This is a genomic window from Roseibium sp. (genome assembly GCF_051016195.1).
Lineage (GTDB): Bacteria > Pseudomonadota > Alphaproteobacteria > Rhizobiales > Stappiaceae > Roseibium.
Map to the genome: position 1 here is coordinate 1,448,106 of NZ_CP134616.1, position 26,604 is coordinate 1,474,709.

At 60.0% G+C, this 26,604-nt stretch carries 28 protein-coding genes; 8 read left to right on the top strand and 20 right to left on the bottom strand.

What is annotated here, in order from left to right:
• Positions 1–87 precede the first annotated feature (87 nt).
• Both RDA78_RS06605 and RDA78_RS06610 read left to right on the top strand, forming a co-directional pair.
• Positions 88–1,914 (top strand): hypothetical protein, encoded by a 1,827-nt coding sequence (locus RDA78_RS06605; RefSeq protein ID WP_434054545.1) that lies wholly within the window; start codon positions 88–90, stop codon positions 1,912–1,914.
• Between the two features lie 195 nt (positions 1,915–2,109).
• Positions 2,110–3,801, top strand: coding sequence for a methyl-accepting chemotaxis protein (locus RDA78_RS06610; RefSeq protein ID WP_434054546.1), 1,692 nt, complete (start codon positions 2,110–2,112; stop codon positions 3,799–3,801).
• A 90-nt stretch (positions 3,802–3,891) separates the two neighbouring features.
• Here the strand turns inward: RDA78_RS06610 and coaA are convergent, their stop codons facing one another.
• From coaA to hisB, 9 genes are all read right to left on the bottom strand, one after another.
• A complete protein-coding gene (gene coaA, locus RDA78_RS06615; RefSeq protein WP_420334828.1) occupies positions 3,892–4,857 on the bottom strand; it encodes a type I pantothenate kinase in 966 nt (321 codons plus the stop codon).
• A gap of 40 nt (positions 4,858–4,897) precedes the next feature.
• Positions 4,898–5,221 carry a phosphoribosyl-ATP diphosphatase gene (locus RDA78_RS06620; RefSeq protein ID WP_434054547.1) on the bottom strand — a complete coding sequence of 108 codons (324 nt, stop codon included), beginning with the start codon at positions 5,219–5,221 and terminating at the stop codon, positions 4,898–4,900.
• A gap of 23 nt (positions 5,222–5,244) precedes the next feature.
• Positions 5,245–6,024 carry an imidazole glycerol phosphate synthase subunit HisF gene (hisF, locus tag RDA78_RS06625; protein WP_434054548.1) on the bottom strand — a complete coding sequence of 260 codons (780 nt, stop codon included), beginning with the start codon at positions 6,022–6,024 and terminating at the stop codon, positions 5,245–5,247.
• Positions 6,021–6,764 (bottom strand): 1-(5-phosphoribosyl)-5-[(5-phosphoribosylamino)methylideneamino]imidazole-4-carboxamide isomerase, encoded by a 744-nt coding sequence (gene hisA / locus RDA78_RS06630; protein WP_434054549.1) that lies wholly within the window; start codon positions 6,762–6,764, stop codon positions 6,021–6,023. Before hisA ends, hisF begins: the two co-directional genes overlap by 4 nt.
• 5 nt (positions 6,765–6,769) lie before the next feature.
• Positions 6,770–7,057, bottom strand: a complete 288-nt coding sequence (locus RDA78_RS06635) for a DUF1330 domain-containing protein (RefSeq protein WP_420334825.1) — start codon at positions 7,055–7,057, stop codon at positions 6,770–6,772.
• A gap of 19 nt (positions 7,058–7,076) precedes the next feature.
• Positions 7,077–7,364 (bottom strand): DUF1330 domain-containing protein, encoded by a 288-nt coding sequence (locus RDA78_RS06640; RefSeq protein ID WP_434054550.1) that lies wholly within the window; start codon positions 7,362–7,364, stop codon positions 7,077–7,079.
• Between the two features lie 283 nt (positions 7,365–7,647).
• Positions 7,648–8,301 (bottom strand): imidazole glycerol phosphate synthase subunit HisH, encoded by a 654-nt coding sequence (gene hisH / locus RDA78_RS06645; protein WP_434054551.1) that lies wholly within the window; start codon positions 8,299–8,301, stop codon positions 7,648–7,650.
• Positions 8,298–8,801, bottom strand: a complete 504-nt coding sequence (locus RDA78_RS06650; protein ID WP_434054552.1) for a DUF2628 domain-containing protein — start codon at positions 8,799–8,801, stop codon at positions 8,298–8,300. Before RDA78_RS06650 ends, hisH begins: the two co-directional genes overlap by 4 nt.
• A gap of 14 nt (positions 8,802–8,815) precedes the next feature.
• Complete coding sequence (gene hisB, locus RDA78_RS06655) at positions 8,816–9,409, bottom strand: imidazoleglycerol-phosphate dehydratase HisB (RefSeq protein WP_434054553.1); 594 nt, start codon at positions 9,407–9,409, stop codon at positions 8,816–8,818.
• 177 nt (positions 9,410–9,586) lie between these two features.
• On the opposite strand from hisB, the gene RDA78_RS06660 reads away from it, so the two are divergent.
• Both RDA78_RS06660 and pyrF read left to right on the top strand, forming a co-directional pair.
• Positions 9,587–10,435: an SDR family NAD(P)-dependent oxidoreductase gene (locus RDA78_RS06660; protein ID WP_434054554.1), complete on the top strand. Its 849-nt coding sequence runs from the start codon at positions 9,587–9,589 to the stop codon at positions 10,433–10,435.
• Positions 10,436–10,504: 69 nt separating this feature from the next.
• Entirely contained in the window at positions 10,505–11,239 is a 735-nt protein-coding gene (pyrF, locus tag RDA78_RS06665; protein ID WP_434054555.1) for an orotidine-5'-phosphate decarboxylase, read from the top strand.
• A 69-nt stretch (positions 11,240–11,308) separates the two neighbouring features.
• Here pyrF and RDA78_RS06670 read toward each other — a convergent pair whose 3' ends face one another.
• Both RDA78_RS06670 and rocF read right to left on the bottom strand, forming a co-directional pair.
• On the bottom strand, positions 11,309–12,394 hold the full coding sequence (locus RDA78_RS06670; RefSeq protein ID WP_434054556.1) for an ornithine cyclodeaminase: 1,086 nt from the start codon (positions 12,392–12,394) through the stop codon (positions 11,309–11,311).
• Between the two features lie 11 nt (positions 12,395–12,405).
• Positions 12,406–13,347, bottom strand: a complete 942-nt coding sequence (gene rocF / locus RDA78_RS06675; RefSeq protein ID WP_434054557.1) for an arginase — start codon at positions 13,345–13,347, stop codon at positions 12,406–12,408.
• Between the two features lie 127 nt (positions 13,348–13,474).
• Here rocF and RDA78_RS06680 point away from each other — a divergent pair, with 127 nt between their 5' ends.
• Positions 13,475–13,915, top strand: coding sequence for an Lrp/AsnC family transcriptional regulator (locus RDA78_RS06680; RefSeq protein WP_421980467.1), 441 nt, complete (start codon positions 13,475–13,477; stop codon positions 13,913–13,915).
• Between the two features lie 83 nt (positions 13,916–13,998).
• Positions 13,999–14,916 (top strand): methylated-DNA--[protein]-cysteine S-methyltransferase, encoded by a 918-nt coding sequence (locus tag RDA78_RS06685; protein ID WP_434054558.1) that lies wholly within the window; start codon positions 13,999–14,001, stop codon positions 14,914–14,916.
• Between the two features lie 269 nt (positions 14,917–15,185).
• On the opposite strand, the gene RDA78_RS06690 is transcribed toward RDA78_RS06685, so the two are convergent.
• The 5 genes from RDA78_RS06690 to RDA78_RS06710 form a co-directional block, all read right to left on the bottom strand.
• On the bottom strand, positions 15,186–16,445 hold the full coding sequence (locus RDA78_RS06690; RefSeq protein ID WP_434054559.1) for a hypothetical protein: 1,260 nt from the start codon (positions 16,443–16,445) through the stop codon (positions 15,186–15,188).
• A 33-nt stretch (positions 16,446–16,478) separates the two neighbouring features.
• Positions 16,479–17,795 carry a bifunctional folylpolyglutamate synthase/dihydrofolate synthase gene (locus RDA78_RS06695; protein WP_434054560.1) on the bottom strand — a complete coding sequence of 439 codons (1,317 nt, stop codon included), beginning with the start codon at positions 17,793–17,795 and terminating at the stop codon, positions 16,479–16,481.
• A 152-nt stretch (positions 17,796–17,947) separates the two neighbouring features.
• On the bottom strand, positions 17,948–18,922 hold the full coding sequence (accD, locus tag RDA78_RS06700) for an acetyl-CoA carboxylase, carboxyltransferase subunit beta (RefSeq protein ID WP_434054561.1): 975 nt from the start codon (positions 18,920–18,922) through the stop codon (positions 17,948–17,950).
• 151 nt (positions 18,923–19,073) lie between these two features.
• Positions 19,074–19,907, bottom strand: coding sequence for a tryptophan synthase subunit alpha (trpA, locus tag RDA78_RS06705; protein ID WP_434054562.1), 834 nt, complete (start codon positions 19,905–19,907; stop codon positions 19,074–19,076).
• 171 nt (positions 19,908–20,078) lie between these two features.
• Positions 20,079–20,246, bottom strand: coding sequence for a hypothetical protein (locus RDA78_RS06710; protein WP_306142371.1), 168 nt, complete (start codon positions 20,244–20,246; stop codon positions 20,079–20,081).
• Positions 20,247–20,507: 261 nt separating this feature from the next.
• Between RDA78_RS06710 and RDA78_RS06715 the strand changes: the two genes are divergently transcribed.
• A complete protein-coding gene (locus RDA78_RS06715; RefSeq protein ID WP_434054563.1) occupies positions 20,508–20,729 on the top strand; it encodes a hypothetical protein in 222 nt (73 codons plus the stop codon).
• 49 nt (positions 20,730–20,778) lie between these two features.
• Here the strand turns inward: RDA78_RS06715 and trpB are convergent, their stop codons facing one another.
• Complete coding sequence (gene trpB / locus RDA78_RS06720) at positions 20,779–21,984, bottom strand: tryptophan synthase subunit beta (protein WP_434056110.1); 1,206 nt, start codon at positions 21,982–21,984, stop codon at positions 20,779–20,781.
• A 42-nt stretch (positions 21,985–22,026) separates the two neighbouring features.
• Complete coding sequence (locus RDA78_RS06725) at positions 22,027–22,671, bottom strand: phosphoribosylanthranilate isomerase (RefSeq protein ID WP_434054564.1); 645 nt, start codon at positions 22,669–22,671, stop codon at positions 22,027–22,029.
• A gap of 148 nt (positions 22,672–22,819) precedes the next feature.
• Here RDA78_RS06725 and RDA78_RS06730 point away from each other — a divergent pair, with 148 nt between their 5' ends.
• Complete coding sequence (locus RDA78_RS06730) at positions 22,820–23,596, top strand: alpha/beta fold hydrolase (RefSeq protein ID WP_434054565.1); 777 nt, start codon at positions 22,820–22,822, stop codon at positions 23,594–23,596.
• 232 nt (positions 23,597–23,828) lie between these two features.
• Here RDA78_RS06730 and RDA78_RS06735 read toward each other — a convergent pair whose 3' ends face one another.
• The gene (locus RDA78_RS06735) at positions 23,829–24,116 is read right to left on the bottom strand and encodes a GIY-YIG nuclease family protein (protein ID WP_434056111.1); all 288 of its coding nucleotides are present in this window, start codon (positions 24,114–24,116) and stop codon (positions 23,829–23,831) included.
• A gap of 161 nt (positions 24,117–24,277) precedes the next feature.
• A complete protein-coding gene (locus tag RDA78_RS06740; RefSeq protein ID WP_434054566.1) occupies positions 24,278–26,560 on the bottom strand; it encodes an NADP-dependent malic enzyme in 2,283 nt (760 codons plus the stop codon).
• Between the last annotated feature and the right edge of the window lie 44 nt (positions 26,561–26,604).

The window sequence follows — 26,604 nt, forward strand, 5'->3', positions numbered from 1 at the left end:
TGAAACCGATTGCAGGGTTGCCCTTTCCGCGCCACTTTGCCTAAGTATTCACATTACAAACTTCTTGCGCTCCGACGGAGATCGTCCATGCGGCGTCTTGCTGCCTGCAGTTCAAACAAGCCTGTCATCAAATCCCGTCTGCTGGCGGCCTGCAGCTTCTGTCTCCTGACCTACAGTGCCGGCGCATTTGCCCAGTCCGTTCCGGAGACGGTGCGCATCAACGTCGAGCCGGCGGATCCCGGCATTCGCTCCATCACGGTAGACAAGAAGTACCGTCCGATCATCAGCCGTGACGACAAGGGCGTGGTGATCGATACGATGGGCAGCGACAACACGTTGCCCGGCTGTGATGTCAAGCTGGAAGTCACGCTGGAAAACAGCCGTGTGTTGCATCGCGACGCCAATCTTTGCAGTGGAAGCACACTTGTTGTCGATGTGACCAGCGACGGAAAGCCGGGCGCAACTGCGCGTGTTGTCGGGACCTCGTCCGGGGTTGCCGCGGGGCCCGTTGCCAGCGCGCCTGCCGCACCAGGTTCAGGCCAGTCACAAACGTCTTCCGCCGAGCAGTCGGGCCAGCAGTCAGAAACGTCCATCGTCGAGGTTACGCCCCCAGAAGACAATGGCGGACTTCCCCCGCTTCAGCAGGTTGAGACGCCGATCTCAAGTGCCGACCCCAACGGCGATACGGTGGCATCGACTTCGCCCGGCGAATTCGAGAATCCGATCCGCGACAGCATATCCGGCGGTGCAAACGCTCAGGCGGTCATGATCACGCCAAATGAAGCCCGGCAATGGGCTGCCGAACCCGGCGACCAACCCGGCTCCCCTTCGATCATTCAACACACGGTCCCCCAGACAGATGACCGGGATTTCAGGGCCGACTGCACGACACAATCCGGATTTGCAAAGATTACTTTCCAGCAAGCGCCTGCCGGACTGCAGGAAGGCATGCCGCAGTCGATCCGCATTTCGGCCGGAGATTATCTCGGAAGCTTCAATGCCTTCGGGTCGACCAATGCGAATGCCCAGGGTGTTTCGCTCCCCGAAGTCAATATCGAGATGACCGATCCATTCTGGGAAGCAATGATCAAGCAATCGGAACTGTCGATATCTATCGAGGGACTGCCGGCTTATCAGGTGTCTCTGAAAGGCAGCGCCAATCCGATCAGGCTGTTCGTCGCAACCTGCGCGCTCCCGCAACAGATCGTGGCTGACGGCGGGCAGGATGCAGGCGCCGACCTGTCCTGTAACGAACTGGGACGCGTGAGGTCCGTTGAAGCGGTCCAGCCCGGGCAGATCGTGTTTCGCAATTCCGGCCGCGACGCCATCGAAGTCAACTGGGTCGACTATCGCGGCGGCGAGCGCCCCTATGCCCGTCTCGAGCCGGGCCAGGTTCTGGAGCAGCAAACTTACGTTTCGCACGCCTGGACCGTGCGCGGTGTCACAGGCGAATGCCGGGGCATTTATGTGACGCAGGCGCCTTACCGCGAAGTCGTCGTTGGCGGACAGGCCGGGTTCGGCGGCAACGGCGCGGGCGGTTTCGAAAACAACGGGGCAGACGGCTTCGGAAACCAGGACGGCATTCAGAACGATCCATTCGCAAACAATGGCGGCGGTCCGGTTCCACCCGGAAGCATTGGCGGCGGCAACCAGGGCGATTTGCAGCAACAGGCGGCCCGGACCAATATCGCGGACTATCTCTGCACGGCCGGTATCGATCTGAATGTGGTGTTTTCACCGGATGGCCTAACCGCTACTGTCGCCGAAATGGGGTACGGCTCGGTGACATTGCAGCGGCTCGGCAGTCCGAACACCTTCCATTACGAAGGGCAGGGCCACACTTTGAAGGGCCAGCTGCAAAATGCGACCTGGTCGCGCCCCGGTTTGCGCGATGTGTTCTGTGCACGCAGATGAGATCGGGAACGCAACCGGCAGTCACGCCACTCTACCCAAAGGCGAAATATTTAACGCCTCCCTCATAAGAAGAAACAACTGTCAAAACCACTTAAGCGTTTCGCCGAATTCCTGTACCAAAGTACAAGTGCGGTGCAGCATTCCTTAACACTTGCCGCCTAAACTATTTCAAAGTTTAACTTTGGGTAGCACGGCATGTCATTTACACGTTGGCCTCTGGCCTGGAAAATTTGCACACCGGTTTTCGTAATCGCCATCTTCACCGTCGCACTTGCGGCGTTTTCGCTCGTCTCGCTGAAGGACGCGATGATGCAGGAGCGTCTCGTCAAGATCGAAGACATCTCCCAAACGGCGAGAACGATCGCGGCGGCTTACCATCAGATGTCGGAAGACGGGACACTGACAACCGAAGAAGCGCAGAAGCGCGCGCTGGAAGCGATCGCGGCCATGCGTTTCGAGGACGGCACAAACTATGTCTTCGTTTTCGATAACAAGTCCGTCACGCTTTCGCATGTGAACGCAAAAATCATCGGCAAGGATCTCTCCGATCTGAAAGACGCAAACGGGGTCCGAATCATTCCCGAGCTGGTAAAGCTCGCACAGGCGGGTGGCGGCAGCCTTCAGTATCTGTGGCCACGCGCGGGCAGCGACATTCCGATTGAAAAGTGGGGCTATGCCGTTGGCTTCGCAGACTGGGGCTGGATGCTCGGCACCGGGGTCTATATCGATGACCTTGAAGCTGCCTACTGGAACCAGGCTGTCCTGATCATCGTCCTCGCCGCCATTGGCGCCGTCATTGCCGGCGCGATCGCCCTTTTCGCGATCCGCAGCCTGGTCGGCCCGCTCCGGTCCCTGACAGCCAACATGGCAACGCTGGCCGACGGCGACACCAACATCCGGATCGAGGGCACCGATCGCGGCGACGAAATCGGCAAGATGGCCTCCGCAATGGAAGTGTTCGTGCATAATGTGACCGAACGCCGCTCGCTGGAAGAGCAACAGAACGAAGCGCAGGAAGATGCCGCCCGCAAGGGAACCGAGATCCAGCATCTCAGCGGCGAATTCGACCGCCAGATCATGGACATGCTGAACGTCATCGACGGGTCGGTGCAGAACCTGCAGTCCGCGTCTTCGACCATGACCGATGTCGCGGCGCAGACCACCGAGCAAAGCGGGCTTGTGTCCAACGCATCGTCGCAGGCCTCACACAATGTCGAGACGGTTGCGGCAGCCGCCGAAGAGCTGTCCGCCTCGGTCAATGAGATCCGCCGGCAGGTGCAGTCGTCCAGCGAAATCGCGGCGCGTGCCGCCGGTGAAGCTGAATCCACCAACCAGCGCATGAACGGTCTGTCGGAATCGGCCAGCCGGATCGGCGAGGTGGTCACGCTCATTCAGGCGATCGCCGAGCAAACCAACCTTCTGGCGCTGAACGCGACGATCGAGGCAGCCCGCGCGGGCGAGGCCGGCAAGGGCTTCGCAGTCGTTGCGGCCGAGGTTAAGGAACTGGCGAACCAGACGTCCAAGGCAACGGAAGAGATCTCGAGCCAGATCTCGGCCATTCAGGAAGAAACCGGCCACGCGGCCAGCGCGATTTCCTCGGTTACCGAGATCATCAACAACATGAACGAGATCGCGTCCTCGATCGCTGCATCCGTCGACGAGCAGGGTGTTGCCACGCAGGAAATCGCGACGAATGCAACGGAAGCGTCCAGGAGCACCGTCGATGTGACCACAAACATCGAGAGTGTTGCAACCGCAGCCGAGAACACCCGGGACACGGCTGAAAAAGTCGACCTGTCGGCCCAGGAACTGCAGGGAAATGCCGGCCAGTTGCGCAACCAGGTTGCCACCTTCCTGGAAGAGGTCCGCAAGCGCTCCGTCGCTTAAAGAAACTGTGCTTGAAAGACAAATGCCCTCTTCCAAGGAAGAGGGCATTTGCATGTCCGCAAGTCTACAGCTTGGCAGAAAGCCAGACGTTCAAACCTTTCGCAGAGCGACCTTTGAAATCCGGTGGCTGGCGTTCTTGGTCAGGATCAGGTCGGCGCGCGGCCGCGTCGGCAGGATGTTTTCCCGCAGATTGATCAGGTTGATGTCGTTCCAGATCCGCGTTGCCGTTTCGACGGCCTCTTCGTCGTTGATGCGCGAATATTTGTGAAAGTAGGATCCGGGATCGCGGAAGGCGGTCTCTCTCAAACGCATGAAGCGGTCGACATACCACTTGCGCAGCAGGTCCTCATCCGCGTCGATATAGACCGAGAAATCAAAGAAATCCGAGACGAACGGCACCGCACGTCCGTCCTTGGGCAGTTCCCTGGTCTGCAGAACGTTCAATCCCTCGACAATCAGGATATCCGGTTTGTCGACCGTGACCGCATGCCCCGGCATGACGTCATAGTAGAAATGCGAATAGACGGGTGCTCGGACATGCCGCTGTCCCGCCTTGATATCGGACAAGAACTTCAGGAGGCGGGGACGGTCGAAGCTTTCCGGAAAGCCCTTCTTGCTCATCAGACCCTCTGCCTCGAGGATCGCATTCGGATAAAGAAACCCGTCTGTCGTGATCAGATCGACCTTGGGACTTGCAGGCCATCTGGCCAGGAGTTCGCGCAGCACGCGCGACGTGGTTGACTTGCCGACCGATACCGAGCCAGCAACACCGATAATGAACGGCGTCTTGCCATCCCTGTGACCCAGGAAATTCTGCGTTGCCTGGTGAATGCCGATCTTCGCTTCCGCATAGAAGGCCAGCAGCCGGGAGAGCGGCAGATAGATGGTTTCGACCTGCTCCATGGACACCGGCGCATTCAGGCCCTGAAGCTGTTCGACCTCATGCTCGTCAAGCGTCATTGGGTGGTCAGCGCGCAATCGGGACCACTGGCGCTCCGAGAACACCCTGTAAGGGGACAAATCCATGTCCAGTGCGGTTGCGACTTTCTGATCCATCGTCTCGCAGTTTCCGCTGCGCCTGCCTCGCGGCCGGCACCTAGTCTTGAGGCCGTGAGGCCTTTTCTTCAAGTCCCGTCTGTCCCGTCCGCCTTGCCAGTTCCGCCATGACGTCACTCAACGCAACATTGGATACATTCAGAACCACCAACAAATGATAAAGCACGTCGGCAGCTTCCGCCGTCAGTTCTTCCCGATCCTGCTGCACGGCCGCGATCGCCGCCTCGACCGCTTCTTCTCCAAGCTTCTGGGCGCATTTTGCAACGCCCTTGTTCACCAGTTTGCGCGTATAGGACTTTTCATCGTCGCTCCCGGCGCGCGCTGCGACTATGGCATCCAGATCGTCCAGTGTGAACTTGGTCATTTGGCTAGAGCTCATCTTGAATCTTACGGGTCGAGACGCATCGGAACACCCGCGTCGTTCATGTATGTCTTGGTTTCCTGAATGGTGTACTCGCCGAAATGGAAGATCGATGCCGCAAGGACGGCCGTTGCATGACCGTCGCGCACACCCTCGACCATGTGATCGAGCGTACCGACACCGCCGGAGGCGATGACAGGCACCGGCACGGCATCGGCGATCGCGCGTGTGAGAGCGATGTTGTATCCCGCCTTGGTGCCGTCCCGGTCCATGGAGGTGACAAGAAGCTCACCAGCGCCAAGTTCGACAACCTTTTTTGCGAATTCGACGGCATCGATGCCGGTGGGATTGCGCCCACCATGGGTGAAAATCTCGAATTTCTCCGGCTCGCCGGGCGCGTTCACCTGCTTGGCGTCAATGGAAACGACGATGCACTGCGCGCCGAACTTCTCCGCCGCCTCGCGGACGAAGTCGGGGTTCTTGACGGCCGCTGTGTTGATCGACACCTTGTCGGCACCGGCAATCAGGAGCTTGCGGATGTCTTCAACCGTGCGGACGCCGCCGCCAACGGTGACCGGCATGAAACAGGCTTCCGCCGTCCTCCTGACAACATCGTAGATCGTGTCACGGCCCTCATGGCTGGCGGTGATATCCAGAAAGCAGAGTTCATCGGCACCGGCGGCGTCATAGGCCTTGGCGGCCTCGACCGGATCACCGGCATCGACCAGATCGACAAAATTGACGCCCTTGACGACGCGGCCGTCTTTGACGTCGAGACAGGGAATGACTCGGGCCTTGAGGGTCATGATGCCTTCCTTCGCGCATTCAGGATCAGATCCATCGCTTGCTTGGGGTCCAGCCGCCCGTCGTAGAGCGCCCGGCCGGAGATCGCGCCTTCCAGGATTGCGCAATCGGGTTCCAACAAACGATGGATGTCGTCGATCGAGGCAAGACCGCCGGAGGCAATGACCGGAATGGAAACGGATCTTGCCAGTTCCAGCGTCGACGGGATGTTGAGCCCCTTGAGAACGCCATCCCGGTCGATGTCTGTGTAGATGATCGCCGAGACGCCGGCATCCTCGAACTGTTTCGCCAGGTCCACTGCGGTCAGCTCGGAGGTTTCCGCCCAGCCCTCGACGGCAACATACCCGCCCTTGGCGTCGATACCGACAGCGACCTTGCCTGGAAAACTGCGGCAGGCTTCCTTCACTAGATCCGGATCGCGTACTGCCACGGTCCCGAGAATGACCCGCGTGATGCCCCTTGAAAGCCAGGTCTCGATATGATCAAGAGTCCTGATCCCGCCGCCCAGCTGAACCGGGTTCCGCGTCGATGCCAGGATGGCGTCGACGGCCGCGCCATTGACGCTTTCGCCGGCGAAAGCGCCATTGAGATCAACCACGTGCAGCCATTCGAAACCCTGGGCCTCAAAGGCCTTTGCCTGGGCTCCCGGGTCGTCGTTAAAGACGGTTGCCTGGTCCATGTCGCCGAGTTTCAGCCGCACGCACTGGCCGTCTTTCAGATCGATGGCGGGAAAAAGGATCATTCTCGTTAAATTCCTTCCACGATGACGATTTCGCCATCGGCAACTTTCTGGCGGATTTTCACCGCTTCCTGATATTCGGGGGAGTTATAGCAATCGACCGCATCTTGAAAGCTCGGAAATTCAATTACGACGTTGCGGGCACGTCCCGGACCCTCAATGGCGTCGGCCTTGCCGCCGCGCGCCAGGAAATTGGCCCCGAATCTTTCGAAGGCGGGTTTGGCCGTTTCCACGTATTGCGGATAGTTGTCCGGGTCGCGGACATCCACACGTGCAATCCAGTATCCCTTGCTCACGCGTCTTCTCCCGTTTCTCTTACGTTCCCTCGACAATGACGATGTCACTGTCGGAATATTGCTGCCTCAACGTGGCTGCCGCCTGATATTCCGGCGAATTGTAGCAATCCAGCGCGGTCTGGTAGCTCTCGAACTCGATCACGACATGGCGCTTGCGAACGGGCCCTTCCGGGCCGGTCATGTCGCCGCCGCGCACAAGAAAACGCGCGTCGAACTTTTCAAACGCAATCGCGTCGGCCGCCAGATACTTCGGATAGTTGTCCGGATCCGTCACGTCGACATGAACAATCCAATAGCCTTTTTTCATGCGAGCCTCCCGCGCGACTAGGTGATGGACTCATAAATGAGGCCGAAAGGGTTTGAGGCGGCTTGCTTCTCCTCAAGAAGCGGAAGCGCAGGAAATGTGGTTCATTTTCAAGCCTTTCGCAACGCCGACGAGAAGCAAGCCGGTCAAATCCGAAGGACATGGAAATGGCTTCACCCCGTGGCGTCAGCGCGCTTGACCGGGCCAGAAGCCCGCTCTGCGCACCCTTCCTAACGGGATTTCGCCATTTCGCATGCCATTTCAGTCTCATTTATGAGTCCATCACCTAGGGCGTCCAGTCGAGGAAATTGGCTATCAGGCCAAGACCCAGCCGCTGGCTTTTCTCCGGGTGGAACTGGGTGCCGATCATGTTGTCCCTTGCGACCATCGCCGTGAAGGTGCCCGCATAGTCGAATGTCGCCAGACGATCCCCGTCCCCAGTGCAGGCGAAGTGATAGGAATGCACAAAATAGGCGTGCAGACCCTTCGGCCCGGTTTCCAGGCCCTTGAAGACTGCATGACCATCAGGATGGACGTTGATCGTGTTCCAGCCCATATGCGGGATCTTCAGATTCGGGTCAGACGGCTTCATTTCAGAGACATCGCCCGCAACCCAGCCAAGGCCCTCGACGGTCTCAAATTCGAGGCCCCGTTCGGCCATCAGCTGCATGCCGACACAAATACCGAAAAAGGGCTTTCCCTGATCGCGCACCGCCTCGCGAAGCGCTTCCGGCATTCCGTCAACTGCCCAGAGGCCGCGTTTGCAATCGGCAAAGGCACCAACGCCCGGCAGCACGATCCTGTCCGCCTTGCGGACACGGTCCGGATCGGCGGTGACAATAACGTCTGGCATGTGCGCATGCGCGCGCGCGGCCCGCTCAAACGCCTTTTCCGCGGAGCGCAGGTTGCCCGAGCCGTAGTCAATGATGGCGACCGTCATTGCCGTGCCTCCGGACCGAGCGTCAGACCGACAACCCGCTCGCTGCCAACCCTTGGAACGATCGGCGTGCGGACCGGGCGCACCGGAGGATCGGGCTGTGCGGGTTCCGGTGTCATCCGGACGGCTTCCTTGTTCAGAAACCGCAACTCGGCCTCGGCAGAACTGGCGCCATCGACAATGCCCACGACACGCCAGCCCTTGCGCTCCAGAGACCAGCGGCGCAGCGCCTGCGCCTCGAAGCCGAACAGAAGCGAAATCGTCAGCGCAACAATACCGGTGGCCTGACCTCCAAGCGAAAGCGCCAGAAGTTCAATGATCAAGGTGAGCGCCAGATATCCCAGCAAAACCAGCCACATGCGATGAACGAGCATCCAGATGAGCGAAAACACGAAGGCCAGGGCGGAAAAACGATCCGGAACGAACAGCAACCGGTCGCTCTCACGCGGGTCTCCCGCCAGATCCTGATACTCCGGCGGAGCCATGACAACATAGGTACTCATAAGCCGGTCGTCCTTCAGCCGCCCAATTGGCCTTTGGTGGTCGGAATGCGATCCGCCTGACGCGGGTCAATCTCGGCAGCCTTGCGCAACGTGCGTGCAACCGCCTTGAAACAGGTTTCCGCGATATGGTGGCAATTGGAGCCGTAAAGATTGGCAACATGAAGGGTAATGCCGGCATTCATGGCAAAGGCTCGGAAAAACTCCTCGAAGAGTTCCGTGTCGAAGTCCCCGACCTTGTCCCGGTCGAAGGTCACATCCCAGACGAGGAACGGACGGCCGGAAACGTCGAGCACGCAGCGTGTCAGGGCCTCGTCCATCGCCAGGTGAGTGTCGGCATAGCGGGTGATCCCGGCCATGTCGCCCAACGCGGTTGAAATCGCCTGACCGAGCGCGATGCCTGTGTCTTCGACGGTGTGGTGAAAATCGATATGCGTGTCGCCCTCGACACGCACCTTCATATCGATGAGCGAATGGCGCGAGAGTTGTTCCAGCATGTGATCGAAGAAACCGACACCGGTCTGAACGTCATAGGCTCCCGATCCATCGAGATTGATTTCGACGGAAATACGGGTCTCCTTGGTGTCGCGCGAAACACTCGCTATGCGCATAAGCTGCTGTCCTTGTTGAGGTTAGGAACCGGCGGTGTTGTAGCAGGGAGAGCCCGCTAAAGAAACCATATCGTGCATGCCGGCTGCGGACGGCCCTGCAATCCTTTCAAATGCGAGCCGACTCTTCGGGGTTCCTGTGCCATGATCGGCCGAAAGAATGTTTCAGGAGGCAGTTTCATGTTCAGGGAATCCGTGTCGGAAGGCGGTCTTGCGGTGGTGACCGGGGCCGCGAGCGGGGTCGGTTTTGTCGCGGCGCAACGGTTCGCCGAGGCCGGTCTCGGGGTCGTTCTGGCGGATCTTGCGGGAGAGCGGCTCGATGTGGCGACGCAGGAGATCCGAAAGATCGCCGGCGCGGATCAGCCCGTCCTTGGTGTGCCCACCGATGTTTCCGACATGGCACAGGTCAAACATCTTGCCGACGCGGCATTCGAAGCCGGGCCGGTCGCGGTCCTCATGAACAATGCCGGGATCGGCATGTCCTCGAAAACCTGGGAGGCGTATGAGGCCTGGGAACGCATGATGGACGTCAACTTCTTTGGCGTTCTGCGGGGTGTTCAGGCGTTTACGCCTCGGATGATCGAGGCGGACCGTCCGGCCGTCATCATCAACACCGGGTCAAAACAGGGCATCACGACGCCTCCGGGAAACCCCGGCTACAACGCGACCAAGGCCGCCGTGAAGGTGCTCAGCGAGCAATTGGCTCACGAGCTGCGCGAGGCCGGTGCGCCGATTTCGGTACATCTCTTCGTTCCCGGATTTACATATACCGGCATGACCTCGGCATTCTTCACGGAAAAACCGGCATCGGCCTGGACCAGCGAGCAGACAGTCGACTATTTCATCGGCCGCATGTCGGAAGGTGACTTCTACATCCTGTGCCCGGACAACGACGTCGACAGCACCCGCGACAAGCGCCGGGCCGAATGGGCCATTGGCGACATCCTGGAAAACAGGCCCCCGCTCTCCCGCTGGCACGCGGATTTCAAGGACGCTTTTGCCGAATTCGAGAAAACGGGAAAGTCGTAGGCTGGCAACGCGGCAACCGCAGTGTTATGGATAGGGCGTCTTCCCGCCGCCCTGAAAGGAGCCCGCTCCATGCCGACCAGCCCGTTCGCCCCCAAGACCGCGCTTGACCGCCTGATGCTTCCCGTCGACGTCCCGACCATGAAGGACGCCGAGGCATTGGTCAGACGGACCGAAGGTAAGGTCGGGGTCTACAAGATCGGCATGGAATTGCAGTTTGCAGGCGGGCTGGAGTTTGCGCGCGACCTTGCGGCAGACGGCAAGAAAATCTTTCTCGACGTGAAGCTCCATGACATCGACAACACGATCACCAACGCGATCCGCAATGTCGCCCGGATGGGGGTAACCTTCGTCACCCTGCACGCCTATCCGAAAACGATGCGGGCTGCCGTCAAGGGTCTTGCGGAAGAAGGCAATCCGTCCCTGTGCCTGCTCGGCGTCACCGTGCTGACATCGATGGACGAAGACGACCTGGTCGCTGCCGGATATCGCGGTCCCGTTGCCGATGTGGTCGCGGCCCGTGCCAAGGACGCCAGGGACGCGGGAATGGGCGGTATCGTGTGCGCGGCGACGGAAGCGCAGAAGATGCACGCGATCCTTCAGGACGAACTGGTGATCGTCACGCCCGGCATCCGGCCGAAAGGCAGCTCCGCCGGAGATCAGCGCCGGGTGATGACACCAGAAGACGCGATCCGGGCAGGCAGCGACTATCTCGTTGTCGGACGGCCGATCTCCAAGGCTGATGACCCGGGCGCGGCGGCCGAGGCGGTCGTTGCAGAAATCGAAGCGGCGCTCAGCCCGGCCTGAAGGGCCTAACAGACAAAAAAGCCACCGATTTCGCGGTGGCCAGTTGAAAGACGGCGGTCTTGTTCTGATTTATGCCGCCTGATTGTCGCCGACCGTTGCGGACCGCAGAACCATGCCGTAGAGGTCGCGCGGGTCGTCCGGGTCCGCGAGCAGGTCAAGCTTCTCGAAATGGCCCGTCGCCGGCAGAAGATCACGGATGTAGCGCAGCGCCGCAAAGTCCTCGATGGCAAAGCCGACGCTGTCGAAGAGAGTGATCTGATCCTGGGATGTGCGGCCCGCCGCCTTGCCGGCATAGACCTGCCAGAGCTCGGTGACCGGGTGGTCCTCGGGAAGCTGCTGCAGCTCTCCCTCGATCCGGGTCTGTTCGGGCAATTCCACGAAGATATCGGAGCGCAGAAGAATATCCTTGTGCAGCTCGGTCTTGCCGGGACAGTCCCCGCCGATCGCGTTGATATGCACGCCGGAACCGACCATGTTGTCAGTCAGGATCGTCGCGTATTTCTTGTCGGCAGTCACCGTCGTGATGATCTGTGCGCCCTCGATGGCATCCTCGGGCGTCTTGCAGATGGTGACGTTCAGCCCGGAAAAGGCGAGATTCCGCTCCAGGCGAAGGCTTGCCTTCACGTCAATGTCGTAGGCACGGATATCCGTGATCCCGAGCATTTCCTTGAATGCAAGGCATTGAAAGTCCGACTGGGCCCCATTGCCGATGATCGCCATCGTCGTTGAACCCTTCGGTGCCAGGTACTTGGCCGCCAGGGCGGAGGTGGCAGCCGTGCGCAGCGCCGTCAGGATTGTCATTTCGGTGAAGAGCACCGGATATCCGGTCGACAATTCCGAGAGAACACCGAACCCGGTCACCGTCTGCAGGCCTTCGCGCACATTCTGCGGATGGCCGTTTACGTATTTGAAGCCGAAGGTTTCGCCGTCGCTCGTGGGCATCAGCTCGATCACGCCCTGCGGCGCGTGTGCCGGAATGCGGGGCTTCTTGTCGAAACTCTCCCAGCGCAGGAAGTCCTGCTCGATATAGTCGGCAATGCCTTTGATCGCCTTTTCGACGCCAATGGTGCTGATATTGCGCATCATGTCATCCACGCTCACAAAGGGAACAAAGGCCAACTCGGACGGTTTCGGATTGTGGTTCTGACGTATCATTGAAAGGCCCTCTAGAAGCTGCGTGTCGGACGGTCGAAGACGCGGCGTCCAAAGAGACTGCCGGTCAAATCGACCAGGAGGCGGGCGGTTTTTCCGCGGTCGTCCAGGAAAGGGTTGAGTTCGACAAGATCGAGCGACGTCACCAGGCCGCTGTCGTGCAACAGTTCCATGACCAGATGGGCTTCGCGGAACGTCGCGCCGCCGGGAACCGTTGTCCCGACCGCTGGCGCGATTTCCGGGTCGAGAAAGTCGACATCGAGGCTGACATGAAGCAGCCCGTTCTGTGCGCGGACCCGCTCCAGGAACGGCCGCATCAGGCTCGCGATGCCCTCCTCGTCGATCCGGCGCATGTCGCTGACACCGACGCCGTGACCGAGCAGCATGTCGCGTTCTGCCGCGTCAATGGACCTGACGCCGAGGATTTCGACATTGTTCGGGTCGACCGGATGGCGCAGGGGCTCTCCGAGCAGGTCATCAAACCCAGGGAGTCCACAGGCAAAGGCGAGCGGCGTGCCGTGGAGATTGCCGCTGTCGGTGCTGTCGAACGTGTGAAAATCGGAATGAGCGTCGAGCCAGAGCACGAAAAGCGGACGGCCGCTTTCCGCGGCGGCTCTTGCCTGGCCGGACAGGGTTCCCGCCGCCATGGCGTGATCGCCGCCGAGATAGATCGGAACAAGCTGCTGCCGACCCAGATCGGCAGCCTTGGTGTGAAGCGCGCGTGTCCAGCCCGCATAAGATCTGAAGTTCTTCAAGACGGTGTTGGGGGAAGACAGGTTGCCAACGTCGTCCGGACGCAGGTTTCCGTGATCGGTCACTGTGTGGCCCAGCGCCTTCAGCTGTTCAACGAGACCGGCCGTGCGGAAGGCATCGGGTCCCATGAGACAGCCCTTCTGACCCGCGCCATCATCCACGGGTGCGCCGACGAGCGCGATCTTTTTCGCAGTAACGTTCAAATCAGCCTCCAACCAAGCCTTCGCCTTGAAATGTGCGGATATCCGGTGGCGGAGTAAATCCGGTCACTTGAACAAATGAGCGCTCGAATTTATCATTTTGATAGATAAAACTGCTCAGAATGATCACATGGACGACCTTGATCTGCGATTGATTACGCTGCTACGCCATGATGGGCGCCGTTCGGTGTCCGATCTGGCAAGCGATCTGAAAGTGTCCCGGGCGACGGTGCGCGCACGCATGGAAAAGTTGCAGGCCAGCGGAGAGATCCTAGGATTTACCGCTGTCTTGCGCGACGACTGGCGGGATCTGCCGATCCGGGCGGTTACGCTGCTGGTTGTCGATGGCCACAACACGGACCCGGTCATCCGGTCCTTGAGCGCAATGACGGAAGTTCGGGCCATTCATTCGACCAACGGCAAGTGGGACCTTGTGCTGGACATCGCGACGCGGGACCTGGCTGCCTTCGACGATGCGCTCAACCGGATCCGCCTGATCGAGGGCATTGCCGCCTCGGAGACCAATATCCTGCTCAACACGCGCAAGGGCCCGGCTGTTCTGCCGAATTAGTGCGAAGGTCTCGCAAAACGGGTCGCGCACGGGTGAAACGGGGCTTACATTTGCTTCAGAGTTGATCAGATGGCGAGTTGAAGATGACCAAGGCAATCGACCTTTCCAGTCTTGCGCCGGGACCGGAGCCGATCTCCGTCGGCAAAGAGGCGGCAGAAAACTACGCAGTTGTCAGGCAGACCCTGAAACGGATCACGTTGGACTGGCGCGAGCAACCAACGCTGGAGATGCTTGCGAAGGAAGCCGGATTGCAGCCGATCCAGCTGCAACGCGTGTTTTCGCGCTGGGCGGGCCTGACACCCAAGCAGTTCCTGCAGGCGATCACGCTGGACCACGCCAAGGCGCTCCTGCGGGACTCTGCAAGTGTGCTGGACGCCTCCTACGAGGTCGGGCTTTCCGGATCGTCACGTCTGCACGATCTCTTCATCACGCATGAGGCCATGACCCCCGGCGACTACCGGGCCCGCGGCGCAGGCCTCAATATCGCTTACGGGTTTCATCCATCCCCCTTCGGGCAGGTCCTGATCATGGTGACGGACAAGGGGCTGGCCGGCCTCGGGTTCGCGGACCCGGGCGAGGAAGAAAGTGCGCTGGAGGACATGTGCGGACGCTGGCCCGCGGCAAACTATGTCCACGACCAGGACGCGACAGGCACCTATGCCGCACGCGTCTTTGATCCGGGACAGTGGCAGGAAGGCCGGCCGCTGAACGTGGTCATGATCGGCACGGATTTCGAAATCCGGGTGTGGCAGACGCTCCTCAAGATCCCGATGGGGCAAGCCGCAACCTATGCCGATGTGGCGGCCTCGATCGGAAACCCGAAAGCGTCCCGCGCGGTCGGCTCCGCGGTCGGACGCAACCCGATTTCCTTCGTGGTGCCATGCCACAGGGTGCTCGCAAAAGGCGGCAAGATCGGTGGCTACCACTGGGGCCTCACCCGCAAACGCGCCATCCTCGGCTGGGAAACCGGTCTGTCGGGGCCGGTCCTAGAGTGTGTTTGAGCGGGCAGAAGAGACACTAACTAGCCGACCCCCACCCCTAACCCCTCCCCACAAGGGGGAGGGGGATTGCGCACTGCCTGCCGAACGACAAATGCGCGTTCTTTTTCCTCATCCTGAGGTGCGGAGCGCAGCGAAGCCTCGAAGGATGGGCCACATATCCAAGCCCTGCCGCCCATCCTTCGAGACAGCGCTAACACGCTTACTCAGGATGAGGGTGTCATTTCTGAATCCTGGTCGCAGCGTCACGCTAAGACCTGCCTATGAGTACTCTAATGCACCGGACCTTCCGGCATCGGATAGTTTCCGGTGATCTCCCAGCCGAAGGAAGCAATGCGTTCGGCGGCGACGGGGGTCAGGTCGCCGGTGATGAGGAAATCGACGCCGGTGGGCGGGAACGGCAGTCCGGCGAGGCCCTCGTGGATCGATGAGAAGGTCTGCGCGACCGTCTGGGTCCAGGCGACTTCGTCAAGTGGCAGCACCACGGCGGCGAGGCCGTCCTTGCGGATCGCGACGGGGATGCCGTTGACGGCCCTGATCTGGCCGAGACCGGAAATCACCCGGTTATAGGTTTCAAGAAGCACAATCCGGCGAAGCTGGAAATAGGCCAGGTCGCGGCTTTCCGCGTCTGCAGCCTTGGCGGCGATCAGATCCAGATCCTGCACGGTCGGCATGGCCTGCAGCTGGTACGCGATGATGGCTTTTTCCGTCGCCGTATAAAACGGATTGGCCGCGATGCTCGAAATTGTTTTTTCCGAAACACCCGCCGTCCGGAAGGTTGCTGCTGTGCGCTCGGCGAGTTCAGACGGTGTGCTGTCGACGATCAGGTTTCTGAAATTGTCCGCCTGTCGCGCGGCGGACACAATCATTCCACCCGGCAGAAGCGCGGTGATCGCGGTCACCGTCCAGCTGCCGGCCGTGGTGACGCTTGCCGTCTCGTTGAGTTTTTCCGACAGGGGTTTGTAGAAGGTGTAAGGGTCGACCCCAAGCTGAACGGCGAGTTCGCGTTCCGCCTGCGCCTGGCCCGTGATGGCCTTTGCAATATCGGCGGGAGAGCCGCCTTTGCCGGACACGGCATCGCCGACGCCCTTGGTCAGCCTGCCGAACATGCGTCCAACTCCGGACACGGTGCTCTTTGCTGTCCCAACCGGATCTGTGACCGTGCTTTCCACGAAATCGACAGGTTTCTTGGCCGCTTCCTTCAGACCGTCCAGAAAACTTGCATCGTTCTTGAGGCCTTCAAGCGCGATCAGCACCTTGATCTCGGCAAGCCGAAGCTTCAAGAGGCCGTCGCCTTCGATCTGTTCGACACCAAGGTCCGTCTGCAACTGGTAGATCCGCAGGAACCCGTCACTTCGAACGGGAGCCAGGACCGCATAGCCCGGGCCGTTCTCCTTGCCCTTAAGAACGACCGAGGGGTCTTGTTCCGGCGGGGTTTCGTATTGTTCTGAAAAGGAAAACGCCGGCGCCATGGATAGCGCTGCGCCAAGCAGCAAGGCGGCGGCTGTTGGCAGCCTTAAAGGTGTTTGCATCGAACAGGTCTCCGTTGCGGACCCGGCGATGCGTCAGTCCGGAGCTGTTCCGTTCCGCGCCAAAGCTTCGCCGGCAAGGTAGAGCGAACCGCAAATCAGAATCCGGGGCGGCTCGCCGTCCTTTTCCGCACAAGCTGCCACATCTGCAAGCGCCGCGTCCAGTGAGGGGAAGGGCGTCGCCTCCAATCCGGCGCACCGGGCAAGATCCGCCAGCTCCTCCGGCGTTCTCGCCGTTGTGGTCGAAACAATCGGAACCGTGCCGACATGGCGCACCAGCCCGTGGAAGGGGCGGAAAAACCCTACGGGATCCTTGGTTGTCAGCATCCCGGAGACAACATAGAGCGGCCGGGGAGACCTTTCTTCCAGCTCTCCCATGAACTGGGCAACGGAAACACCCGCACCCGGGTTATGACCGCCATCGACCCAGACTTCGGCCCCGTCCGGACACATTTGCAACAGGTTTCCATGGGTAATCGGCTGTAGGCGACCGGGCCAGTTGACCGATTTCAACCCTTGCTCGATCGTCGGCTCGTCCGGCAGCAACCCTGCTGCCTTCAGGGTTGCGATCGCGACGCCGGCATTGGCGAACTGGTGGCTTCCTCCAAGAACCGGCAGCGGCAGATCGATCAGGCCGTCATCATCCTGAAAGGCCATCCGGCCCTGGTCGGGGTGCGCGGTAAAATCCTGCCCCAGGATCTTTAAAGGGGCCCTGTTGCGCGCGGCCTGGCGCACGATCGCGGGAAACGCCTCTTCGGCCTGGGACGCGGAGACCACCGGAACCCCGGGCTTGATGATCCCTGCCTTTTCGACGGCGATGTCGGCCAGATCATCACCGAGAAACTTTTCATGGTCCATGGAAACGGGCGTGATCACGGTTGCCGCCGGCCGATCGATCACGTTGGTGGCATCGAGCCGGCCGCCAAGTCCGACTTCCAACAACAGAATGTCAGCCGGATGTTCGGCAAAGATCAGGAAAGCCGCAGCAGTCGTGATCTCAAAAAACGTGATTTCACCGCCCGCATTGGCCTCTTCGCAGCGATGCAGGGCGTCGTAGAGAACGGGATCGGACACGAAGCCGCCATCCGTGCCGACCCGGATGCGCTCGTTGAATGCCACCAGATGCGGCGACGTGTAGACATGGCAGCCCTTGCCCGACGCTTCCAGGATCGCGCGCATCGTCGCGGTGACAGATCCCTTGCCGTTGGTGCCGGCGATATGAATCACCGGTGGCAGTTTTTGCTCCGGATTGCCGAGAGCGGCGAGCAGACGGTGCATCCGCCCCAGAGAAAGGTCGATCTCCTTGGGATGCAGGGCCAGCAGTCTGTCCAGGATTTTCGTAACTTGATCCAAGGCGCCCTCCGACGGGTCCTCTGTCCGGTGTTTCGCTCTCAAACGGCTTTAGGAGATTGCCGGCAACTTGACAAGCAGACGCGGCGGATTTGTCCTTTTGTGCCGCTTTCGCGACATTTTTGGGAAAGTTTCGCTCAGATTTTGCGGACGTATCAGCTCTTCTGTTCAGCTTCACCGGCGTCCGCTTCGTCGCTCCCGGCCTCCTCCGCGGGGGTCTCGGCTGCTTCTTCTTCAACCGTTTCCTCAACCGCGGGCTCTTCGATCTTCGGCAGCTCCACCTCGCGTTTCAGCAAAATGCCGCAAATGCGGGAGATCGTCTCCTTCATCTCCGGACGCGGAACGACCATATCGATCATCCCGTGATCCAGCAGGTATTCGGCTGTCTGGAAATCTTCGGGAAGTTTCTCGCGAACGGTCTGTTCGATCACACGCCGGCCGGCAAAGCCGATCTGGGCCCCAGGCTCCGCGATGTGAACGTCGCCGAGCATGGCATAAGAGGCCGACACACCGCCGGTGGTTGGGTTCGTCAGAACGACAATGTAGGGCAAACCGGCTTCACGCAGCATCTGAACGCCGACAGTCGTGCGCGGCATCTGCATGAGCGAAAGGATTCCTTCCTGCATGCGTGCGCCGCCGGAAGCTGCAAACATGACGAACGGGGTCTTGTCCTCGACCGCCTTCATCATTCCCGCGAGGATAGCCTCGCCCGCCGCCATGCCGAGCGATCCGGCGATGAAATCGAAATTCTGGACGGCAATGGTCATGTCCATGCCGTTGACCTTGCCCTGTGCAACGAGAATCGCCTCGTCTTCACCGGATTTCGACCGTGCTTCCTTCAGCCGGTCCGTGTAGCGCTTGGAGTCCCGGAATTTGTGAGGATCGGCCTGAACATCCGGCGTGTCGACATCCGTGTATGTTCCGTCGTCAAAAAACGTCTCTATGCGTTTGCGCGCCGGCATGCGCATGTGGTGACCGGAATTCGGCACGACCCAGAGATTGGCTTCCAGATCCCGGTGAAAGACCATTTCCCCGGTCTCGGGATCCTTGATCCAGAGATTCTCCGGGACTTCGCGCTTCTTCCAGAGATCGCGAATCTTGGGGCGTACGATTGAGTTGATCCAGTTCACGTCAGGCGCGTCCGTTTCCTAGAGTAATGACTAGATCAACGTCGTTGATCGGTTTCAAAGCGCTGGAGCCTCGTTGTGTTTGTATTCGAATACAAGTTGCTCCAGGCGAGAATATGGGGTTCGCCGTAAATCCTTCAATTCAACGGCTCACTCAGGCCGAGCGCGCACGCGCACAGCCGGAAGCCAGATCCGCCACGACATCGGAGACCGCCTTTACGGTGCCGTCGGTCGCCTTGCCTGCCTCGTCCAGAGTGTCGCGAATGGCATTTACCAGAACAGAGCCGACGACCACACCATCCGCGTCCTTGCCGATCACGGCGGCCTGGTCGGCGGTCTTGACACCGAATCCGACCGCTACCGGCAGATCCGTGTGCTTCTTGATCCGGTTGACCGCTGCCGTCACCCGGCCGGTGTCGGCAATGTTGGCGCCGGTGATGCCAGTCACCGAGACGTAGTAGACGAAGCCGGACGTGTTTGCGAGAACCGCCGGAAGCCGCTTGTCATCTGTGGTGGGTGTTGCAAGGCGGATAAAGTTGAGCCCGGCATCGAGCGCAGGAAGACAGAATTCATCGTCAGCCTCGGCCGGAAGGTCGACAATGATGAACCCGTCGACACCGGCGTCCTTGGCGACATGGACGAATTTCTTCGGATCGCGCACATAAATGGGATTGTAGTAACCCATCAGGATGATGGGCGTTTCGTTGTCCTGCTCACGGAATTTGCGCACCATGTCCAGTGTCCTGTCCATGGTCTGCCCGGCGGCAAGCGCCCGCTGATTGCCCAGCTGGATCGGAATGCCTTCGGCCATCGGGTCTGAGAAGGGCATGCCGAGTTCGATGATGTCGGCACCGGCGCCGGGGAGCGCATCCAGGACCGCCTGAGACGTTGCCAGGTCGGGATCGCCTGCGGTGATGAACGTCACCAGAGCCGGCCGGCCAGCTTCCGCACAAGCCTTGTAGCGGCGATCGATACGCGTTTCCGTCATGCAGCTTAACCCCTGCCGCATGTCAAGCGGCTCTGTTTCTCAATTTGAACTGAGTGCGATGTAGGGGAGCAGACAAGCGGATGTCAATGAAGAACGTCTCAATCGGACGAGTTGCCCGTCAGACGTCGAAAGAAACGACAAATGCCTGGCCATTTGGCCAGGCGCGTCGGTTCAGCGCTTGAAGTGCTTGTTGAAGGCGTAGCTGGAGATTTCCGTACGGTCCAGGCCAAGCTGCGCGAGTTCGCTGGTGTTCATCCGGTTCAGGCGTTCAAACTCGGTCGCAGCGCGATGAGCAGAGCGGATGTCACGGACAAAACCTGTCAGAAGATCGAATTTCATTTCGTGTTCCCTTCGTTCCGGTTGGACGGTTTCGTTTTCCCCGTCCCTGTCCGACCACAAACATAGGCTTTGCTGCAGCGCACACAACAGACAAGATTGCATTGCAGCACTGCCGCATTCGAATGGCTGTGAGGTGACATCGGGCCACTCCCTCATCGATTTGCATAGCTGGCTTGCCCGGTCTGCAGAAAATACCGCTTTAAATGTGCACCAAGTGCACTTATTGTCTATCGCAGAGGAAACAGCAAAAGGAGCCGAAAAATGGCCCACTCCCTGTTCGAACCGGCCCCACCGCCCCTGCACGAGAAGATCTGGCGGCGTGTCAGAGATCTCAACTTCAGCGCGCCCCGGCGCGATGAGCGGCATAGCAAAGCCGACAGCCGGACCGATCCGGCACTCCTCCGGAAAGCCGGACGCCTGGACGCACGCGGCCGGCTGGAGCTTCTTGAAAACGAGCTGGTTTCAAAGCCGATCGGTAAATAAAAAAGCCGCGCGCCTCTGGGCACGCGGCTTTCTTCGTCCGGTCTGCAGGCTACATGTCGAAACCCAGCATCTCGCCGACGGCAAAAACATCCTTGTCGCCGCGGCCGCACAGGTTCATGACCAGAATCTGATCCTTGTCCATCTGCGGCGCGAGCTTGACGACTTGCGCAAGAGCATGTGCAGGCTCCAGAGCCGGAATGATGCCTTCAACCCGGGTCAGCATCTGGAAGGCATCGAGGGCCTCGGTATCCATGATCGGCACGTATTCGACGCGGCCGATCTCCTTGAGCCAGGAATGCTCCGGGCCGATGCCGGGATAGTCGAGACCCGCTGAGATCGAATGGCCTTCGAAAATCTGGCCGTCGTCATCCTGGAGAAGATAGGTCCGGTTGCCGTGGAGAACACCGGGCTTGCCGGCCGTCAGGGAGGCGCAGTGCTCCTCGCCGACGAGGCCACGCCCGCCTGCTTCGACACCGTAGATTTTCACGTCCTTGTCATCGAGGAACGGATGGAACAGACCGATGGCGTTTGATCCGCCGCCAACAGCCGCCACAAGTGCGTCCGGCAGACGGCCCTCGGCCTCGAGCATCTGCTCGCGCAGTTCCTTGCCGATCACCGACTGGAAGTCGCGGACCATTTCCGGATAGGGATGCGGTCCGGCGGCTGTACCGATCAGGTAGTAGGTATCCTCGACATTTGTCACCCAGTCACGCAAGGCTTCGTTCATGGCGTCCTTGAGCGTACCGGCACCCGCCGTGACCGGCACGATTTCAGCGCCGAGAAGCTTCATGCGGAATACATTCGGCTTTTGGCGCTCGACGTCGGTCGCGCCCATATAGACAACGCATGGCAAGCCAAAGCGTGCGCAGACAGTCGCCGTTGCAACGCCATGCTGACCTGCACCTGTCTCGGCGATGATGCGCGTCTTTCCCATGCGCTTGGCAAGCAGGATCTGTCCGAGACAATTGTTGATCTTGTGCGATCCGGTGTGGTTCAGCTCGTCACGCTTGAAATAGATCTTCGCGCCGCCAAGCTCCTTCGTCAGACGCTCGGCGAAATAGAGCGGTGAGGGCCGGCCGGTATAGTGCTTGTTGAGCGTCTCGATCTCCGCATGGAACTCGGGATCGTTCTTGGCATCCTTGTAGTGCTGCTCCAGATCAAGGATCAGCGGCATCAGGGTTTCGGCGACATAGCGACCGCCAAAAATGCCGAAATGTCCACGATCGTCCGGACCGGTCCGGATGCTGTTCGCCATGTCGTTCACGCGTTTACTCCTTCATCCGGGCAAGGCCGGAAATCATGCGCTTCTGGCAGCCGCCATGAAAGCGCGTATCAATTCGCTGTCCTTGACGCCCTTCTCCCGCTCAACACCGGAAGAGACATCGACGGCCGACACGCCGCTTTGCCGTATTGCTTCGGCGACATTGGCCGGGTCCAATCCTCCTGACAGGAGGAATGGCTTTTTCAGGTCGAGATCCTTCAGCAGGGTCCAGTCATAGGAAACACCGTTTCCGCCGGGCAACTCCGAGCCCTTTGGCGGCTTGGCATCGAACAGGATCCAGTCCGCTACAATAGAGTAGTATTGCGCGCGTTCCAGATCTTCGCGTTCGGAAACGGACAGGGCCTTCATGACCTTCGTGCCCTGCATGACCTTGGCGGCTGCCAGCGCTTCCGGGGCTTCCGAGCCATGAAACTGGAAGATATCGGGATTTACCAGCTCCCGGATCCGCGACAATCCGTCCGGGTCCATGTTGACGGTCACCGCGACAATCTCGGATTTTCCACGCGCCATGTCGGCCAGCTTGCACGCCTTGCTGAGCGAGACGTGACGCGGGCTCTTGGGAAAGAACATCAGGCCGACCATGTCGGCGCCCGCTTCCAGCGCGGCTTCCATGGTCTCTTCGGTCGAAAGGCCGCAGATTTTGACTTTCACATCAGACATGGGGTCGAGGTATCGCCGCTGCGGAACCGTTTGTCAAAAGGGGATTTTGTGCTTATTGCGTCCCCCTGGCTTCAAAAGCAGTCCAGGCAATCCGAATGATCCGCTGTCCGGTTTCGTTTCCGCGTTTCAGTACTCGAAGGCAGATTGAATGCTTCACTACCGCCACTCATGGGCAGACCAGCAGAAAACAATCGTTTTTCTTCATGCGGCCGGTTTCGACGGCCGTATCTGGAAACAGGCCGCAGAACAGCTTTCCGACTTCCATTGCGTCTCTCCGGACCTGCCCGGGCACGGCCAGTCCAAGGACGTGCCGGTCACGGACTTCGATGCGGCAAGCGACGCGGTAGCCGAACTGATCGGCAACCTTGGCAACGCGCCGGTCTGTCTCGCCGGCCTGTCCATGGGATCCTATATCGGATTTCGGCTGCTCACACGCCATCCCGATCTGGTCGAAAGCGCGGTATTCAGCGGTTTTCAGCATGTGCCAATCCAGGTGTCCGGGGTCGTGCGCGCGTTGATGACCGCGTCGTCCTTCATGATGAATTCGAAAAAGAACCGGGAGAAGATGGCCCGATCGCTCGGTGTCAATGACCCGGCTCTTGTCAGCCAGAGGGGTGGACGCCCGAACGCCTCGTCGAAGATCATGCGAAAGATCAGCGCGCTTGCGCTCGACTTCGATGTGACCGCCGACCTGAAAAGCATTGAAACACCAACGCTCGTCCTTGCCGGTGAGACCGAACATCCGGCCATCCTGTCCGCGCTGCCTGCCTTTCAGTCCGGCATGCCGCATTGTGCGGCCCGCATTGTCCCCGGACTGGGCCATGGCTGGATCGCAACGGAGCCCGATCTTTTCGCGACGGCGCTGCGTGCCTGGTTTCTTCAAGAACCGCTTCCGGACGGACTGGCGGATGTGGCCGAGGGGTGAGGCTGCGGGGAAGACGCTCTGGCAAAGAAAGTCAAAGAGTAGCGAACGGAAATGCGCATGCTGAGCTGAGTTAGCGCAGACCTGCCGACACCCCGGCTCCCCGATCCCGGCTCTGCGCTTCGCTTGGCCGGGATGACGACGGTGAGGTTGAACTTGATTCCGGCACAGGCAGACCCGTGTTCTGTCTAATCGTCATCAAGACGATAGTACGAGCTGTCTTGCAGCGGACACCTTACCGGTTCAGCGTAAGGTGCAGATCATCCCATTCCGGATTCAGCTTTTCGATCAGTTCGAACTTCCAGCGTCGCCGCCATCTCTTGATTTGTTTTTCTCGTCTTATCGCGGCAGCGATTTCGGTTTGGTTTTCGTACCAGACGAGTGTTTTCGTGCCGTATTTTTCTGAAAAGCCATCAATGAGACCCTCGCGATGCTCATAAACTCTTCGGACCAAGTCTGTCGTGACGCCGGTGTAGAGCGTTTCATAGGGCCGCGATGCGAGAATATAGACCCAGGCGGTCAACTCAGTGATCCGCTCCCTTTCTTCTGTGGCATCCCGATCCCGGATCACCTTTCAGACGTCCGGGATGAAGCTTCCAGACTCAATCCAACCACCGTCATCCCGGCCAAGCGAAGCGCAGAGCCGGGATCGGGGAGCCCCTTCCGTTCGGAAAAGCACCGCCCTCACGACACGTTGAAGGCCGCAATCGCCGCCATGTTGACGATGTCGCTGTCCTTGGCGCCGATGGGAAGGATCTGAATGGACTTGTCGAAGCCGGTCAGGAGCGGACCGATGACGGTGGCGCCGCCGAGTTCCTGAAGCATCTTGGTGGAGATCGACGCGGAGTGGAAGGCGGGCATGACAAGAACGTTTGCCGGCCCTGACAGCCGGCAGAACGGATAGGCCGCCATCCGGTCCATGTTCAGGGCAACGTCCGCGGCCATGTCGCCGTCATATTCGAAATCCACCCGGCGGCGATCCAGTATCTTGACTGCCTCGATGACTTTCTCGGACCGCTCGCCGCGCGGATGGCCGAATGTGGAATAGGCCAGCATCGCAACCCGCGGCTCGTAGCCGAGTTTGCGCGCGACATGGGCGGCTTCTTCCGCGATATCGGCCAGTTCTTCCGAATTCGGCATGTCGATGACGGCGGTATCGGCGATCAGCACGGTGCGTCCGCGCACAAGAGCGAGCGAGACCCCGATGATCCTGTGACCCGGCTTCGGGTCGATGGTCGCTTTCACCGTGTCCAATGCGACGGAGTAGTTCCGGGTCAGACCGGTGACCATGGCATCCGCATCGCCCCGGGCGACCATGATCGCACCCCAGAAATTCCGGTCGTTGTTTACCATGCGCTGGCAGTCGCGCAGCAGATAGCCGCGCCGCTGAAGGCGGCCATAAAGATATTGAGCGTAATCGGCGTTGCGGTCCGACAGGCGCGCATTCTGTATCGAGACTCCGGGCCGATCGATATCGACACCCGCCTGATGCGCCATGTTGGTGATTTCGTCCTCACGCCCGATGAGGATCGCCTCACCCAGGCCCTGGGAAACGAAGGCCGCCGCAGCCCGGATTACCGGTTCTTCCTCGCCCTCGGCAAAAACCACGCGCTTCGGCTGCTGGCGCACCTTGCTGAAGATCCGCTGCAGCGTTCCGGCAATCGGATCGCGCCGGGCGGAGAGCTGGTGCTTGTAAGCCTCCATATCAACAATCGGTCGCTTGGCGACGCCCGAATCCATCGCCGCCTGGGCAACCGCCGGCGGAATCGCGTGGATGAGCCTCGGATCGAACGGCACGGGAATGATGTATTCGGGACCGAATTTCGGCCGGTTGCCGCGATAGGCAGCGGCAACTTCGTCGGGCACCTCCTCGCGGGCGAGCTGAGCAAGAGCCTGGGCACAGGCAACTTTCATCTCGTCATTGATCGTCGTTGCGTGAACGTCGAGCGCGCCGCGGAAAATGTAGGGAAAACCGAGCACGTTGTTGACCTGGTTCGGATAATCCGACCGGCCGGTTGCGACAATGGCGTCGTCCCGGACGGCGGCGGCCTCTTCGGGCGTGATCTCCGGGTCGGGGTTCGCCATGGCAAAGATGATCGGGTTGGGTGCCATAACCCGCAGCATGTCCGGCGTCAGCGCTCCCTTGACCGAAACGCCTAAGAAGACGTCCGCGCCTTTCATTGCGTCATAGAGCGAGCGGTCCGAGGTTTCGATGGCATGGGCGGATTTCCATTGGTTCATACCTTCGGCGCGGCCCTTGTAGATCACGCCCTTGGTATCACACAGGGTGATATTGTCGTGCGGAATGCCCATTGCCTTGACGAGTTCGATGCAGGCGATGCCCGCAGCGCCCGCGCCGTTGCAGACGACCTTGGTCGTTTTCAAGTCCCGGCCCGTCAGATGAAGCGCATTGAACAGGCCAGCTGCCGCGATGATCGCCGTGCCATGCTGGTCGTCGTGGAACACGGGAATGTCCATCAGTTCGCGCAGACGCTGCTCGATGATGAAGCAGTCGGGGGCCTTGATATCCTCCAGGTTGATCCCGCCGAATGAGGGGCCGAGATAGCGGACGGAATTGATAAATTCCTCCACGTCCTGGGTCTCCACTTCGAGATCGATGGAGTCGACATCGGCGAACCGTTTGAAGAGAACCGACTTGCCCTCCATGACCGGTTTGGAGGCCAGCGCGCCGAGATTGCCGAGCCCCAGAATGGCGGAGCCGTTGGAAATCACGGCGACCAGATTTCCCTTCGTGGTGTAGTCATAGGCACGGCTCGGATCTTCCGCGATCGCCAGCACCGGCACCGCCACACCGGGCGAATAGGCGAGCGACAGGTCGCGCTGCGTCGCCATCGGTTTGGTCGGTGTGACTTCCAGTTTTCCCGGACGGCCCTGCTGGTGAAACTGCAGTGCTTCCTGGTCGGTAAAACTGATGCTTGTTTTCGGCGAAGACTTATCGGTGGACATGACGCGGGCGTTTCCTATTCGTCGCACTTCTTGATGAGGCGGGG

Excerpts from the sequence above, each read along its gene's own strand:
- RDA78_RS06605 (WP_434054545.1), top strand. The coding sequence starts at position 88 with ATGCGGCGTCTTGCTGCCTGCAGTTCAAACAAGCCTGTCATCAAATCC.
- RDA78_RS06610 (WP_434054546.1), top strand. The coding sequence starts at position 2,110 with ATGTCATTTACACGTTGGCCTCTGGCCTGGAAAATTTGCACACCGGTT.
- coaA (WP_420334828.1), bottom strand. The coding sequence starts at position 4,857 with ATGGATCAGAAAGTCGCAACCGCACTGGACATGGATTTGTCCCCTTAC.
- RDA78_RS06620 (WP_434054547.1), bottom strand. The coding sequence starts at position 5,221 with ATGACCAAGTTCACACTGGACGATCTGGATGCCATAGTCGCAGCGCGC.
- hisF (WP_434054548.1), bottom strand. The coding sequence starts at position 6,024 with ATGACCCTCAAGGCCCGAGTCATTCCCTGTCTCGACGTCAAAGACGGC.
- hisA (WP_434054549.1), bottom strand. The coding sequence starts at position 6,764 with ATGATCCTTTTTCCCGCCATCGATCTGAAAGACGGCCAGTGCGTGCGG.
- RDA78_RS06640 (WP_434054550.1), bottom strand. The coding sequence starts at position 7,364 with ATGAAAAAAGGCTATTGGATTGTTCATGTCGACGTGACGGATCCGGAC.
- hisH (WP_434054551.1), bottom strand. The coding sequence starts at position 8,301 with ATGACGGTCGCCATCATTGACTACGGCTCGGGCAACCTGCGCTCCGCG.
- RDA78_RS06650 (WP_434054552.1), bottom strand. The coding sequence starts at position 8,801 with ATGAGTACCTATGTTGTCATGGCTCCGCCGGAGTATCAGGATCTGGCG.
- hisB (WP_434054553.1), bottom strand. The coding sequence starts at position 9,409 with ATGCGCATAGCGAGTGTTTCGCGCGACACCAAGGAGACCCGTATTTCC.
- RDA78_RS06660 (WP_434054554.1), top strand. The coding sequence starts at position 9,587 with ATGTTCAGGGAATCCGTGTCGGAAGGCGGTCTTGCGGTGGTGACCGGG.
- pyrF (WP_434054555.1), top strand. The coding sequence starts at position 10,505 with ATGCCGACCAGCCCGTTCGCCCCCAAGACCGCGCTTGACCGCCTGATG.
- RDA78_RS06670 (WP_434054556.1), bottom strand. The coding sequence starts at position 12,394 with ATGATACGTCAGAACCACAATCCGAAACCGTCCGAGTTGGCCTTTGTT.
- RDA78_RS06680 (WP_421980467.1), top strand. The coding sequence starts at position 13,475 with ATGGACGACCTTGATCTGCGATTGATTACGCTGCTACGCCATGATGGG.
- RDA78_RS06685 (WP_434054558.1), top strand. The coding sequence starts at position 13,999 with ATGACCAAGGCAATCGACCTTTCCAGTCTTGCGCCGGGACCGGAGCCG.
- RDA78_RS06690 (WP_434054559.1), bottom strand. The coding sequence starts at position 16,445 with ATGCAAACACCTTTAAGGCTGCCAACAGCCGCCGCCTTGCTGCTTGGC.
- trpA (WP_434054562.1), bottom strand. The coding sequence starts at position 19,907 with ATGACGGAAACGCGTATCGATCGCCGCTACAAGGCTTGTGCGGAAGCT.
- RDA78_RS06710 (WP_306142371.1), bottom strand. The coding sequence starts at position 20,246 with ATGAAATTCGATCTTCTGACAGGTTTTGTCCGTGACATCCGCTCTGCT.
- RDA78_RS06715 (WP_434054563.1), top strand. The coding sequence starts at position 20,508 with ATGGCCCACTCCCTGTTCGAACCGGCCCCACCGCCCCTGCACGAGAAG.
- trpB (WP_434056110.1), bottom strand. The coding sequence starts at position 21,984 with ATGGCGAACAGCATCCGGACCGGTCCGGACGATCGTGGACATTTCGGC.
- RDA78_RS06725 (WP_434054564.1), bottom strand. The coding sequence starts at position 22,671 with ATGTCTGATGTGAAAGTCAAAATCTGCGGCCTTTCGACCGAAGAGACC.
- RDA78_RS06730 (WP_434054565.1), top strand. The coding sequence starts at position 22,820 with ATGCTTCACTACCGCCACTCATGGGCAGACCAGCAGAAAACAATCGTT.
- RDA78_RS06740 (WP_434054566.1), bottom strand. The coding sequence starts at position 26,560 with ATGTCCACCGATAAGTCTTCGCCGAAAACAAGCATCAGTTTTACCGAC.